Here is a 14,401-nt window from a genome sequence, read left to right as displayed (position 1 = left end):
TTATCTTTTCTCACACTTCAATAACAGGAGAAAGCTCATTTCTCGCTGCTACCATTATTGGAAAATCATTTCCGTGATATGGATTCTCACCCATTTCTATCTCAACCCTCACCGTCTCGTAAGCAAGCTCGGGCAGATTGTTCTCTTTACTCAGATGTCCGAGAAGAATTCCTTTAAGACCGTCGTGCAAAATCCTGCACAGAAGTTCACCGCTCTTTTCATTGGACAAATGTCCTTTTTCCCCAAGGATTCTCCTTTTTAACTGATATGGATACGGCCCCGTCTGAAGCATCCTCACATCATGATTGGCTTCTATCAGTATTGCATCCATGCCTCTCAGGTTATCAACCGTATAATCATTGTAACATCCAAGATCCGTCGCGACTCCGATTTTCTTTTTGCCGCAGGAAATCCTGTACGCCACAGGTTCAAGCGCATCATGCATTATCGTGATCGGATTTACAACAATATCCTTTACCGGAACCTTTTCATCTGCTCGGATTTCATGAAACTCAGCAGAGAGCATTTCTCCCTTCTTATCACTTGTCCTGATTCCCAGTAAGGTTCCTCTGGTTGCATATACCGGAATATCATATTTTTTTAAAATAGTATGAAGTCCTGCAATATGATCTGAATGCTCATGTGTGACAAAGATCGCATCTATATCGGCCAGGGATAAATCCATTCCGGCCAATCCTTCTTCTATTCTTTTCTTACTGCATCCTGTATCTATCAGGATGTTTGTAGTATCGGAACCTATATAAATACTGTTACCGCTACTACCGCTTGAGAGGCTTGCAAGTCTCATCTAATGCAATCTCCGTTTCCATATTAAGTATAAACTGTGACGAAAATGTGTCTATCATATTAAGATTGTGTTATCTATTTCCAATAGACTTCAATTCTGTCGCCTTCATGTATCGCCTGCATATAATCGGGAGTACCGCCATTTAGTGTGGTTACTATCGATCTGCCGTTAGGTTTACTTAGGTCAAAATCAATAACATCAAATATATCTACAAAAATATAATCCGATTTTCCGTGAAGCACAATAGGCTCATTGTTAACTATTACATGAAGATCATGTGTAACCACGCGTCTGGTGGGTGCTGCACTCCTTACAGAAGAAGTAGTTGTACTTCCGCCGGAGATACTTACGCTGCCATCTTCATTCTCCTCCAGGTCAAGATCCGCATCGGCTTCGTAGGATGACTCCTCATTTTCCTGTTCGATGGCAACTTCATCGGCATCGGGGAAATTAGCATAGTATTCCATGATAGCATCAGCGCCGCTCTTAAACTCAACCTTAAAGTTCTCGTAAACAGGAGTATCTCCTTTTGCAACCTCATTGTTGACAGTGATAACCATATCCTCTGTGAGGTCAATATCCAGAAGCTCCGCTATCTGAGCTGCAGTCTCATAATCAAGAATCTTTATCTCGTCTCCGGACTTAATATCATAAAGGCCGGTCTGAACTTCTCCGTTAACCTCAGCGGTTCTCGGTACGTCAATACTCTTTCCGTCTACAGTAATATTGAAAGTTCCCTTGAACTCAGGAATATCATTGATTTCACTGCTTCCTGCCTTACCGACTGTCGAACTTGTAACTTCGATAATATCATTTGCATGAATCTTGGTATGAATATCTGCAGGAGATCCGTTAAGCGTGATAACAGCTGCCTCTCCGGGCTCACCTCTCACCATTCTCTCCTGCCCGTTAACGGTAAATCTCAATTCTTCGCCGCGCTTAGGGAACAGATCCTCGTTAGGAAAATCTGCCTGCATCGCAGCATCAACAATTGCAAGCTTACCGTTATCGTAAATTTTAGTCTGCTGTCCGTTAAAGGATACAAACACAAAGTTGTTGGACTGCTCATAGAAGCTTATACAGATACCGAGAGGTGTAACCATAAGTGAATCTCTCTCAATGGTGCTGTCTTCATTAAGGAATCGAATGCTCTTCATGACTTCTTCGCCACGAAGCGCAACACGCTCCTCCGGAATCTTCATCTCTTTTGCCAAAGCCTTGGTATATCCCGGTACACAGCCGCCACCACCGACAACAAATACAGCACTTACTGATTTGTTACCGTTTAGCTGCTTGATCTGCTGTGTCACCATCTTGGACATCTTCTCAACAAGAGGCTTAATCATTTTTGAAATTTCCTTTGCCGAGATTGTCTTCTCAAGTCCCATGATATCAACATATTTAACCTGATCCATGTGACTTGCATCAATTTTTATCTGGTCAGCGGTATTAAAATCAACAAGGCAGTGCTGCGCGATAATCTCTGTGATGGAATCACCTGCAATTGGAAGCATTCCATAGGATGTAATAGTTCCGTCATCCGTTATACAGATATCAGAGGTTCCTGCACCAACATCAACAAGCGCAAGATTAAGCATTCTGAACTGAGGCGGAATTGCTACCATCATAGCGGCAATAGGCTCGAGAGTCATATTCGCAACCTTAAGATCCGCTCTCTCGCAAGCCTTATAAAGACCGTCAACGCAGTCATCCGGAAGGAAGGTTGCAATAAGGTCAATTGCTACTCTTCCAGCATTATGTCCTTCTAAATTGGCAATCTGATAATCATCAAGATAATAATGCATTACAGAATAACCAACCAGATAAAATTTCATATCCGACTGATTCTGAGCAAGGAATTCCTGATAGGCTTTCTCAACAGCTTTGGACTCAAGATTATAGATTTCCTCCTGAGTAAGCTCTCTGTTGTCAGTGAATTCTTCTTCAAAATTCGTTTTAATGGTACGAAGCACACGACCTGCAGCAGCAATACATACATCCGTCAGATGTATCTGCGTCTGCTGCTCAAGATTCTCCTTGACGTGCCTGATCGTAGCGCCGACCTTACCTATATCATGTATCTGTCCGTCGAGCATGGCTCTGGTCTCATGTTTCTCAACACACTGCGCCATTACATTGAAGATTTCATCCTCCATGTACCCAACTGTACCGACAACGCTTCTGGTACCGATATCAAGACCGAATACTACGTTTTTCTCAGATTGTTCAACCATTTCAGCCATCAGTTTTCCCCCAGCTTTAAATCTATTTGTCTTCTAGTGTCGTTCTCATCATTGCTGTTATCTATTACAAAGCTTGCATACTTTCGGAATTCTTCATCGGAAAGCTGTCCTTTTATAATGTCATCTATCTTCTCATCACTATATCCGCGCGATTCTTTAAGACGCTTTCTCCTGACACTCTCATCTGCGTAAATGTACCACAATTCATCCACGATCTTGTGATAGCCGTTTTCAATAAGAAGTGCAGCTTCTATGAAAAGATAGTCGAGCTTTCCTTCCGCTTTTTCTTTTTCTATTTCACCGTAAATATAATTATTTACTGCAGGATGAAGAATATCATTAACCTGATTCAGGAGACTATCGTCGGCAAATATCTTCGCTGCCATCTTCTGCTTGTCTATCTCTCCATCCTCTCCGAGTATGTCCTCGGAAAGAAGCTCAACTATAGGTTCATAGCAGCTCTGTCCCTTAAGCTTAATATCATTTGCCACTTTATCGGAAAAAATTATACGGCAATTACAGCTCTTCTCTATGTAGTTAAGTACTGTACTTTTTCCGGCACCTACTCCTCCGGTTACTCCGATTACTTTCACTCTACTTCGCCTCAAACCAGTCTGACCCCGTGTGACACTCTGCCTCGAGCGGAACAAGAAGATCAGCCGCTTTTGTCATCTCCTCTTCCAGAATAAGCTTTATTTTAGCCTCTTCATCCTTCTTGGTTTCTATCAAAAGTTCATCATGTATCTGAAGAATCATTCTTGAAGCAAGCTTTTCTTTTCGAATTCTTCTCCATACACGAATCATAGCTATCTTAATTATGTCAGCGGCAGTTCCCTGAATAGGAGCATTCATCGCAACTCTCTCTCCGAACTGTCTCTGCATGAAATTACCTGACTTAAGCTCCGGCATAGGGCGTCGTCTTTTATAAAGAGTCACCGCATAGCCCTTCTCCTTGGCACTCTCTACCGCGCTGTCCTGATAATTCTTAACCCCCGGATAAGTAGCAAGATAGTCCTCCATGTACTTCTTTGCATCGGATCTGGAAATATTAAGATCTTCGCTAAGTCCGAAAGCACTTATTCCGTATACTATTCCAAAATTAACAGCCTTTGCGTTTCTTCTCTGGATATCAGTAACCTCATCGAAAGGAATTCCAAATACCTTTGATGCCGTAATCCTGTGAATATCTCTACCCTCGTGATATGCATCTATAAGGCCCTGATCCCCGGACATATGAGCCAGAATTCTAAGCTCTATCTGTGAATAATCGGCATCGGCAAAAACATATCCTTCCTTCGGAACAAAAACCTTTCTGATAGCTCTGCCGAGCTCGGTCCTCATGGGGATATTCTGAAGATTCGGTTCTGTCGAACTGATTCTTCCCGTAGCAGTTATTGTCTGGTTAAAACTGGTATGAATTCTATTGTCTGTATCAATATATGTCGCAAGACCATCCGCATAAGTGCTCTTTAACTTCGTAAGACCTCTGTATTCAAGAACATTTCTGATGATAGGATTCTCGGGAGCAAGCTTTTCCAGAACGTCAGCAGCAGTGGAATAGCCTGTTTTTGTCTTCTTTCCACCCTTCAATCCCAGCTTCTCAAAGAGTATCTCCCCAAGCTGCTTGGGTGAATTGATATTAAACTCCTGACCTGCCTCCTTATGTATAGCCTTTTCCAGTTCCTCGATTCTGCCTGTAAGGCGCTCACCGTAAACCTTAAGCTCTTCTCGTTTAACAAGGATACCTTCTTTCTCCATGTCATAGAGAATATAGCTTAGCGGCATTTCAACATTATTCATCAGATCCTGCATGTCAGAGTCTTCCAGCTTCTTCTGAATAAGAGGAGCCGCTTTATAAGAAACATACGCAAGATATCCTGTGTACTCTTTTCTGAGATTCCTGTCTGCCGCAAGCGGAGATTCTTTTCCGAAAATCTGTGTCTTGGATCTTATGGTCATCTGCAGATATTCCGAAGCAATATCTTCCGGAAGGTAGTCGTTCTTTAAGGGATTGTTCAGATAAGCCCCGATAAGAATATCAAATGAGCCCTCTTTTTTCTTTTCGTAGTTGTCAACTTCGTAGGGTTTAAAATATTTATATGTATGCTTTATGTCAAAGAAAGAAAGTCTGCATTTCTCCGAAAGTTCCTCGAGCTTCTCCCCAACATAAGCGGCTGTAATATCGTTTTCAAGCTCAAAATACGAAGCCTTTTCATCTTCAAAGCAAACACTGATTCCAATAAGATCAGTAGACTCTGATGCGTCATCAAAAAGTGAAAGCTGTCCGATTTTCTCCCTCTTTTTAATTGATGGGCTATCATCGGATAAAATTCCTATTCCGATAAATCGGTCGTTCCTTGATCCGGCATAAGACAACGCACCTTTAAATACTGCATCTGCTTCAGACTTCGTATTAATGTCCTTAAAATCAATCTTAATCTCTGTTTTTGTAACATCTCCCTCAAACTTCGAGAGTAGATTACGGAAATTCAGTCTTTTAAAAAGCTCATAGGCTTCGCGATTAAAAATGTTGTCGATTGTTGCATTTTCGAAAGAATAATCAAACTCGGCATTCACATCTATTGTTGCCAGAGTCTTACTCAGATCGCATAGCTCTCTGTTAGCCGCAAGCGATTCTCTTATTGCCTTCTTGGATATATTGTCAAGATTGGCATATATATTCTCAATAGATCCGTAAGTGGTCATAAGCTCAATTGCAGTCTTCTCACCGACCTTTGGGACCCCGGGAATATTATCCGATGAATCTCCCATAAGGGCTTTAAGTTCAATAAACTGAACCGGGTTCACTTTATACAGCGTCTCGACATCCGCTGCAAAATAATTCTCAATTTCCGTTTTACCCTGTTTTGTCTTGGGAATGCGAACACAAATATGATCCGTTGCAACCTGCAGAAGATCCCTGTCACCGGATACAAGTCTGACTTCCATGCCTTCCCTCTCGCCTCTCTTTGCGATAGTTCCGAGAATGTCATCAGCCTCAAGTCCTGCCTTCTCCATACGGCAGATGTTCATGCTGTCAAGAACTTCCTTCATCAGCGGCACCTGCTGTCTGAGTTCTTCCGGCATTGGCTTTCTGGTTCCTTTGTACTCGGCATATATTTTGTGTCTGAATGTGGGTTCGTGGACATCAAAAGCAACAGTCAGATAATCCGGCTGTTCCTCATCAATCAGTCTGAAAAGAATATTCAGAAATCCATAGACTGCACCTGTATGCAGGCCTTCTGAATTAGTAAGATCAGGAAGACCGTAGAAGGCTCTGTTAAGTATACTGTGTCCGTCTATCAGTAATAATTTCTTCCCCATTTTAAAAATATCCCCAACTAAATAATATTAAGCAGATAAACTCTATCCGTTGTCCTTATTCTCAGCGAAGCGCGATTGAAAGCGCTATAGCTGCTATAATCTCCGCAACGACCATAATCTGCAGAAAGTATGCGGTCTTTAATAATCTCTTACGCATACGAAGTCTGACCCAGGCATCATTCGTAGTGGACTTCAGCTCTTTCGTAAGGTTAAAAGTACTACCATCCTCAAGTCTCTGAATACCTGTTTCTATCAAAAACTGTATAGTAAGCTCTTCCTTACAACTTCTGCAGGATTCCATATGATTCAAAAATGACTCAAGAGAATAATTATCTAATTCATCAGCTAAAAAGCCGGGTATCATTCTCTGAAATTCTTTGCAATCCATAGTATCGCCAACCCCAATATCTTGTATGAACATAATATCGCAAAGCATACTACTAAACAATATCTAGCATACACCAAAACAGCCAATATTACAATCGGTTAAACTCCCTATATGACGGAAGCGGAACTATAAATCACATATGGTGCAGAAAAATATATGGCGCCAAAATCTCGTTGCTTACGCATAATCGATTTTGGTGCCATACACTTTTCTTTCCATATATTCTTTATATTTCCGTTTCCTGGCTATTCAGGGCGTAAGAATTGATTTGTCATATCTCATAAATCAAGGTGAGAGGATCACTTTCTCCGCGCGATTTCGGCGGAGATTTCTTCGATTTTCTCATCGTTTAAGATGTACTTTTTCTTAAACCAGAAGATTGCGAAAAGGATTCCGATAACAGGAATGATTGTCATTGTCATGCGAAGCCCCATCTTCTGCATGATATCCACTCCCTGTGAATAGTCTATGTCTGTTGCGGTTTCCGCTGTATCATTGCTGAGCTGCAATATCTGGAGCGCAAGAGCAGCGATAAATGCAGATACTCCGGATGCAAGCTTTACAACAAAGGTCTGCATGGAAAATATAACAGATTCATCGCGGCGGCCGTTCTTAAGTTCACCATAATCAACAGTGTTTGCAAGGAATACGGTTGTAATAACCGCAAGCATTCCGTTTGCAGAGAAGATGAAAAACGCCGGAATAAAGAGGATATATACGTTATCCATTTTTGTTGATGCAAGTACAAGAAGCGATATATATCCTGCAATAGCCATTCCCATGCTTATGAAGTAAATCTTTATAGATGTAAAGAATCTTCTTAGGAATGGATATAAAAGCATCATTGCCAGAATCTGAATTCCGCCGCCAAAGGTTGAAAACAGTGTGTATGCACCTCTCCAGCCTACTGTTCCGAAATCGTATTTAAAGAAATAGATTACAAGGTTTGATGTAATGTAGATTGAGCAATTAACGATTACGATAGCTACAACTACTGTCATTGCCTGATCATTCTGAATAAGTGCTCTGAACATCTCTCCTATAGATGCTGTTTTCATGTCAACTGTGGATTTTTCCTTAACATTGATACAACATATTACGGTAAAGAGCACAAACAAAGCAGCGATCACAATTGTAAAATATGAAAAACCGATTCGTTCGACATCTCTATCGGTGATGTCTGCTCCTCCAAAGATATGACCAAGAGCAGAAACAGACATTACTGTTATGATTGTAATTATCGCAGAACCAACACCTGCGCATGAACGAGCGAGTGTTGTAAGACCCTCTCTTTCTTTTCCGCCCTCAGTAAAAGCAGGTATCATTGACCAATAGGGGATATCCATCATCGTATAGGTAACACCCCAAAGTATATAGGTTACAGCCGCATAGGCTACAAGCCCGCTTCCCGACAAAGTCGGCGGTGCCGAGAACATCAGATAAAGCACTATAGCATTTGTTATAGTACCGATAAGGAGCCAGGGTCTGAATTTTCCGAATCTGGTCTTTGTCTTAGCAACTATAGCTCCCATTATAGGATCGTTAAATGCATCAAAAACTCGTGCCACCATAAGAATTACACCCATAGCGGCGGCACTAACCCCAAGAATGTCCTGGAAGTAATACAAAACGTATGAAGCGGAAAGCATGTAAACCATGTCTTTTCCGACTGCTCCAAGACCATAAGACGCCTTTGCGGCTCCGGACAATTTGTTATGTTCGCTCATTACTTTTTAACCTCTTAAATCAAATTACTTGTTGTTATTTTTCATCCCCATGGCAAGCTCCACAACCTTGTAAGCTCCGTCATAGAGACCTGTCTTTTTATTTTCAATAATATTGTCACACATATCATCGAGCAGCGATGTATGCAGGAACTGGCTCAGCATCTGTACTGTATGCGGAATATCTCTGCACTCAAGAGTACCGTCTCCCACCTCGGCAGAATGTATAGCGCCCCACATCTCATGCTTTCCCACTCTCTTTATAAACAGCTTGGGAACAGGATAAAATGCAAGTTCACTGGGCTTTGTAACCAGCACATCGCAGCTTCTCATAAGGAGATTGGTACAGTAAACAGCTTCGAAAATATTCTCATGCCAGAAGCCGTGAATACCGGTCACTTCATTGGAAGGATCAAGTGCATCAGCCGCGAATTTTTCTGTATCCGCAAAATCTCCGAGGTGCTCGTGGATGAAGGAACTCATTCCCGGAATCTCTTTTTTCAGATCCTCCCAGACCTGTCTGTAATCACCCACATTTACATATAAAGCCGCCTCATTCTTCTTTATCTTCGGAAGCAGATACTTTATTATTGCAGCAAATATCTCCTTTTGTGCTCCGGCTCCGCCAATTGTAAGAAGGAATCTCATGGGCTTTTTGTTTTTCCTTCTGTCACATCTTGCCTTGCAGTCATTCTCAATATTTGAAACAAGTTCATGGTCGATATAATGTCCGGTATAGACAAGTTCCTTTCCGGGCATTGCCTTGCAGACCTTTTTCTTGTTCATACCGTTAAGTATTCTGTAACCCATATATGCATTTCTGCACTGTATTGTATGAATAGATCCTTCAGAAAAATGAAGTGCCATCGGCCAGTTATCGGGAACCGCATTGACTACATACTTCATACCGGCATGGATCGCAGCCTGAGCAGGCCATACATGTGTTGCAATAACAGGAATATCCTTTGGCACATTTTTATAAACAGGTGCCATCAGCTCAGCATTTGCCTGATCAGCCGCATTATATGAAAGAGCTCTGAAGCCTTCATAGTTTACAGGCTCCCACACGAGTTTGTTGAAAATAGGATTTTTTGAAAGTCTTGATCCAAGAGAATACAAGTCATTCTGTGCACTTATCAGCTTCGTGCAGGTTGTATGCGGATAGGAATTAAGGTCCATCCAATACGGTGTATATCCCATATACTTAGCACAAGAAGCCATTGCCATACTGATTCTGTAATGCCCAAAGCCCATTCTGATATTTCCAACTATAAGTCCTTTTTCCTCGTCGAAAGGCAGTGTCCCGGAAACATCAGCATTTTCAGGCAGCACCTCGATATTTTTTACTCCGAGACTCTCTCCTATGTATTTATTCTCTGTTATTTTGACAGGGTAATTTGCTTTGGAGTCATCTCCGAATTTCTTCTTGTTCTTTTCCTTTGTTTTCATTGCCTTTCTATATACTTTCTCAGGCATCTCGTTTCCGAAAATTATCTTGGATTTCTCAGACATTACCATTTATCCTTTCACTTATTGTAAAACTTATTTCTTTCTTTATTTTCTCTCCGCTCGCACGAAGACTTATTATCAGCTTACCTTTAGATCCCTGGCACCTCTTGGATTTAATATAGGTCCCGGCCATTCCGCCTCTGAGCGGCACCGTTCTGGGTCCGATAATCTCAATTGCACCTTCTGTCTTAAGCTTGCAGGGTTCGGCAAAAAACGGTAAAACATTTCCATTCTGGTCAACAACTCTTATCCTCACCGATGCCACATCGTAAGATCTACCCTCCATAAGCTCAGTGTTACTAACCACAGTTTCAATGCTTATCCCCTTTACCGTCTCTTTTACGATTGTTGCAGCAACCTCACCATTCTTAATAGCCTCAAATTTAAACGATGTTGCCTCGCCGCCCCAATCACCGATGTACTTCTGGTACATATCAACTATGTTCTTAACAGACATCCTATGGAAAAGCATCATCTCAAGACCGGTAATCTTATCGCCAAGAGACAGACTCCCCATGCCGTGACGTGCAGCCTGGTTTAGTGCATGCTTAACCTTTCCTGCAAAGTATTTTGAGAACTTTTCATTTTCCGCAAGCTCATCACCAATAAAGTCGTCCACAAGTATTGGACCATGTTCAATATTTCTATAAGGTGACGCACCTGGATAATACTCTTTTATAAAAACATCGTTCTTATACATTTTTACGGAATCCGCATTCGTAAAGAGCCAGATATCACCTCGAATACACTCGGGATGCTCTCCAATATCCATAGCAGATGACAGTTCCAATACTGTCTTGTCATCCCCCTGCATTGCATATCCGTAAGCAGCAAGCTTGGGATTCCTGAACATGTCCATCACGCCGTGATAACAGATTCTGTCGCCCGAACCGAAATCCTTGTGGGTGTTGTAGTCAAACATGCACCAGCCAATGCCTCCGGCTATGTCCCTCTCACCTGCGATAGCATCCATGACTCTTATATGTCTCATCGCATGCTCGACTCTTGTATCTTCAGGATCGAAAGCTTTTGTCGGATACATATGTCCGTTATACTCTGTTACCATGTACGCCGAAGACATATCCGGTGTTGCCTGTCTCTTTTTAATGCAACCGGGCTTTTTCCCGTTATGTGAAAAGTCATTTAATGTATATACATCCTCAAGAAGATGCATTTTTGTATCCGCTCTTACTCCTCCGGTGGCTCTCGAAGAATCAAGCTCATGAGCGATATGATTTGTTTTTAAGTAAAAATCATCATCATCTGCAGATTCATTAATTCGGACACCCCAAATAAAGATCGAAGGATGATTCCTGTACTGGAAAATCATTTCTCTTTCATTCTCAAGAGCCTGTTTTTTCCAATCCTCATCACCTATATGCTGCCATCCGGGTATCTCGGTAAATACAAGTATTCCCATTCTGTCACAGGCTTCCATAAAATCCTGAGATTGCGGATAGTGGGAAGTTCTTACGCAGTTAAGACATAAGTCTTCTTTTATTATTCTCGCATCCTCTATCTGCATCGATGCAGGCATTGCATATCCAACATACGGATAGGACTGATGTCTGTTCAAGCCGCGCAGTTTGAATTTTCTTCCGTTTAGATAAAAGCCGTCTGCCTTAAAAGAAGCGTTCCTGAATCCAAACGTTATATTTTTCTCATCAACGAGCTGCTCATCTCTGTATATTCTAATGATAAATTTATAAAGTGCGGGATTTTTCACATCCCACAAGACAACAGGAAGTGTATGATAATCAAAGGTCATTTTATTTTTTGCAGCTATCCTGTTTAGCTCAGTTTCCTCTGCATATTCATCATTTGCGTCCTTGGGAAGTTCACCTGAAATTCTTTTTAGTGACTCGGTTACAACACAACCGGTAAGTGATCCCTTGATTCTGAATCTCGCACGTAGGAAAGCTCCGACAGATCTTGGTGTAACATCCTTCTCCTTAAGCGAAACGTTCATAACCTCAGGAACTTCTGTATATACAAACGCTCTGGAAATATAGGTCTTATCGGTTATTTCGATAAATACATCTCTATAAATACCTCCATAAGTCATATAATCCACCACAAACCCGAAGGGCGGAACATTCAGAGATTCTCTACTGTCAAGCTTCACAACAATTGTGTTTGGTTCGTCATAACGAATATGCTCGGATATATCAAACTCGAAGGCAGTATAGCCGCAGGAATGTGTCCCAAGAAGCACACCGTTAAAATATACCGTAGCTTCATGCGCAGCACCTTCAAAATGAATTGCAACTCTCTTATCCTTCCAATTATGGTCTGCCCTGAATGTCTTTCGGTAACAGCTCACCATCTGATAAACAGCATCATCAAAATAATTGAATGATGTCTCTGCAACTGTATGTGGGATTCTTATATTTTGAAATCCGGTATCCCTGAAATCGGAGCTGATCATGCTCTCATCAAATTCGCTCTTAAATTTCCAGTCATTGTTTAAATAGATTACTTTTCTCATTAGGCTTATCCTCAATTGTGTCCGGAAACGTTTTTGATTCAATTACGTTTCCATGTGTTTATAGTAACACTCCGCGCACGGAGAAACAAGAAACGAAATGTGCAAATTTCGTTTCCGCGTTTTGTGCAATAATACTATATTCCAAAAATATATGTAAGGGGAATAATAATCTGAATTGACAAAAGAAAAAGACATCCAAACATATACTGCCTGAATGTCATAATAATAGTGCCGGCGGTGGGACTTGAACCCACACGCCCGTGAGGACAACAGATTTTGAGTCTGCATCGTCTGCCATTCCGACACGCCGGCCTATGTGCAAAAATCTGCGACTCACCTATGTTAACATATCAAAAATGGATATTCAAGCACCAAATGGACATATTATCAAAAGAGCCGTCAACTATCCCATTCTTCATACTCGAAAGCGGTTTCTTTTCTTCCAGCCTTCTTCCCAAGGGCGTAGAATATGCCTGCTATAACAAGTACTCCCACGAATATGGAAAGTCCGATTATAAGCAGGTTTTTCTTATCATCATCAAGATCATCGAAACGGTCCTGCGCATATGCGCAAGCACTCTTAGCCTTGGTTCCTGTAAAAGAAAGAACCTTCTCTGCGCTCTTTTTAAGTTCATCAATATCGATATCCTGTATTTTTTTATCAAACAAGCAACTCATAATAATCCCCCTTTACATGGCTCATCCATGTTCTCCTGAATAAATGATATCATTTCTTTGCCGGCTTTCACAACCTCTTTTCCATAAAATCCATGACCGGCATCGGTTATCTGTATGATTTTGGCCGCAGGAAAATTCTTTCTTGCATCAAGGCTGTATGAAATCGGAACAACCTGATCGATATTGCCATGCAAAATAAGTACATTCCTGTCATATTTGCCCATACAGTCATGAATATCAAGAGAAAATGCGTCCTCGTAGTATCTGCGCCCTACCGGAAGACCGAAAACAGTTGTTGTTTCCTCAATCATCTCTTTCTTTGGATATCTGTTTTTAGCATCGTCAAAAAGAATATATGCAGGATATAGAAGCACCATAGCTCTGATTTCTTTAGGTGTTTTTGAAGCTGCAATAGTTGAAGCTACACCTCCCTGGCTTTCTCCCATAAGAAATATATTCTTCCTGTCTGCAAAAGGTGCTTTTCTAATATTTTCAACCACAGCTTCTATGTCTTTGCTTTCTGTGAGCACAGACATATCAGTCATTTTACCGTCGCTCCTGGACGATAGACCTCCGCCGCAGAAGTCAAAGATATAACACCCTATCCCTTCCCTTACAAGAAGTTCCGCATAAGGCCTTGTTCCTTCCCGGCTTCCCCCGAAGCCGTGCGCCATGATCACTATGGGATATCTTCCCTTAGCATCATCAGGCAAATATAGTTCCCCAGAAATGTGATACCCGTCTCTCTCCACTATATATGTCTTTTGCATAGCTGCCTCACATATAATACAGAACCACATTTTTCCGATAACTATTTTATCAAAATTTCATAAAATTAACAAGTTTTGGGGCATCTATAAACGGTTAAAAAAACATAAAAATAATCTGGTGACTTGTAATAGTTAATTCCACTTTGTAAGAGTAAATTGGTTCTTCCTCATCGATTAGTACTTGGCTATAGTATAGCATTCCAAGGCGGTGTATAATAGACATATATTGATTCCGAAAGGATAGAGGGATATGTCTACTACTTCTTCTCTGGACTTACAGAGTTTTTACCCTGCTGATTTAAAGATACTTGATGTTGAGGAAACTGATGATGAAATCATTATCAGAATGCATTCTGTAAGTAACAACTGCACCTGCCATAAGTGTGGGGCGCCTTTAATAAAACATCACGGCTCGCATCATAGGAAGGCTCAAGACTTACCAATACTTGGTAAGAGGGTTACTCTTGAT

Annotated in this window: 11 protein-coding genes and 1 tRNA gene; 1 reads left to right on the top strand and 11 read right to left on the bottom strand. The window is 41.3% G+C overall.

What is annotated here, in order from left to right; all coding sequences use genetic code 11:
- Positions 1-10: 10 nt before the first annotated feature.
- The 11 genes from BLR42_RS13885 to BLR42_RS13835 all read right to left on the bottom strand — a co-directional run bounded on the left by BLR42_RS13885 (position 11) and on the right by BLR42_RS13835 (position 13,932).
- Positions 11-808 carry an MBL fold metallo-hydrolase gene (locus tag BLR42_RS13885; protein WP_091870314.1) on the bottom strand — a complete coding sequence of 266 codons (798 nt, stop codon included), beginning with the start codon at positions 806-808 and terminating at the stop codon, positions 11-13.
- A gap of 74 nt (positions 809-882) precedes the next feature.
- Positions 883-3,051 carry a cell division protein FtsA gene (locus BLR42_RS13880; RefSeq protein ID WP_022760094.1) on the bottom strand — a complete coding sequence of 723 codons (2,169 nt, stop codon included), beginning with the start codon at positions 3,049-3,051 and terminating at the stop codon, positions 883-885.
- Positions 3,051-3,644: a dephospho-CoA kinase gene (gene coaE / locus BLR42_RS13875; RefSeq protein WP_091870310.1), complete on the bottom strand. Its 594-nt coding sequence runs from the start codon at positions 3,642-3,644 to the stop codon at positions 3,051-3,053. The genes BLR42_RS13880 and coaE overlap by 1 nt, the downstream gene beginning before the upstream one ends.
- 1 nt (position 3,645) lies before the next feature.
- On the bottom strand, positions 3,646-6,375 hold the full coding sequence (polA, locus tag BLR42_RS13870) for a DNA polymerase I (RefSeq protein WP_091870307.1): 2,730 nt from the start codon (positions 6,373-6,375) through the stop codon (positions 3,646-3,648).
- Between the two features lie 61 nt (positions 6,376-6,436).
- Positions 6,437-6,763, bottom strand: a complete 327-nt coding sequence (locus tag BLR42_RS13865; protein WP_022760097.1) for a zf-HC2 domain-containing protein — start codon at positions 6,761-6,763, stop codon at positions 6,437-6,439.
- Between the two features lie 299 nt (positions 6,764-7,062).
- Complete coding sequence (locus BLR42_RS13860; protein ID WP_091870305.1) at positions 7,063-8,490, bottom strand: glycoside-pentoside-hexuronide (GPH):cation symporter; 1,428 nt, start codon at positions 8,488-8,490, stop codon at positions 7,063-7,065.
- Between the two features lie 24 nt (positions 8,491-8,514).
- A complete protein-coding gene (locus BLR42_RS13855) occupies positions 8,515-9,999 on the bottom strand; it encodes a DUF6937 domain-containing protein (RefSeq protein ID WP_091870302.1) in 1,485 nt (494 codons plus the stop codon).
- Positions 9,992-12,484 carry a glycoside hydrolase family 2 protein gene (locus tag BLR42_RS13850; RefSeq protein ID WP_091870299.1) on the bottom strand — a complete coding sequence of 831 codons (2,493 nt, stop codon included), beginning with the start codon at positions 12,482-12,484 and terminating at the stop codon, positions 9,992-9,994. The genes BLR42_RS13855 and BLR42_RS13850 overlap by 8 nt, the downstream gene beginning before the upstream one ends.
- A gap of 229 nt (positions 12,485-12,713) precedes the next feature.
- A tRNA-Leu gene (locus tag BLR42_RS13845) sits at positions 12,714-12,796 on the bottom strand.
- Between the two features lie 87 nt (positions 12,797-12,883).
- Positions 12,884-13,162 carry a hypothetical protein gene (locus BLR42_RS13840; RefSeq protein WP_091870296.1) on the bottom strand — a complete coding sequence of 93 codons (279 nt, stop codon included), beginning with the start codon at positions 13,160-13,162 and terminating at the stop codon, positions 12,884-12,886.
- Positions 13,159-13,932, bottom strand: coding sequence for an alpha/beta hydrolase family protein (locus BLR42_RS13835; RefSeq protein ID WP_170832782.1), 774 nt, complete (start codon positions 13,930-13,932; stop codon positions 13,159-13,161). The genes BLR42_RS13840 and BLR42_RS13835 overlap by 4 nt, the downstream gene beginning before the upstream one ends.
- 250 nt (positions 13,933-14,182) lie before the next feature.
- Here BLR42_RS13835 and BLR42_RS23320 point away from each other — a divergent pair.
- Positions 14,183-14,401: transposase (locus tag BLR42_RS23320; RefSeq protein ID WP_207648549.1), on the top strand; the 219-nt coding region annotated here is incomplete at its 3' end.

This window comes from Butyrivibrio sp. INlla16, from assembly GCF_900104155.1.
In the GTDB taxonomy this organism is placed as follows: Bacteria; Bacillota; Clostridia; order Lachnospirales; family Lachnospiraceae; genus Butyrivibrio.
This window is presented reverse-complemented; position numbering and strand designations above follow the sequence as displayed.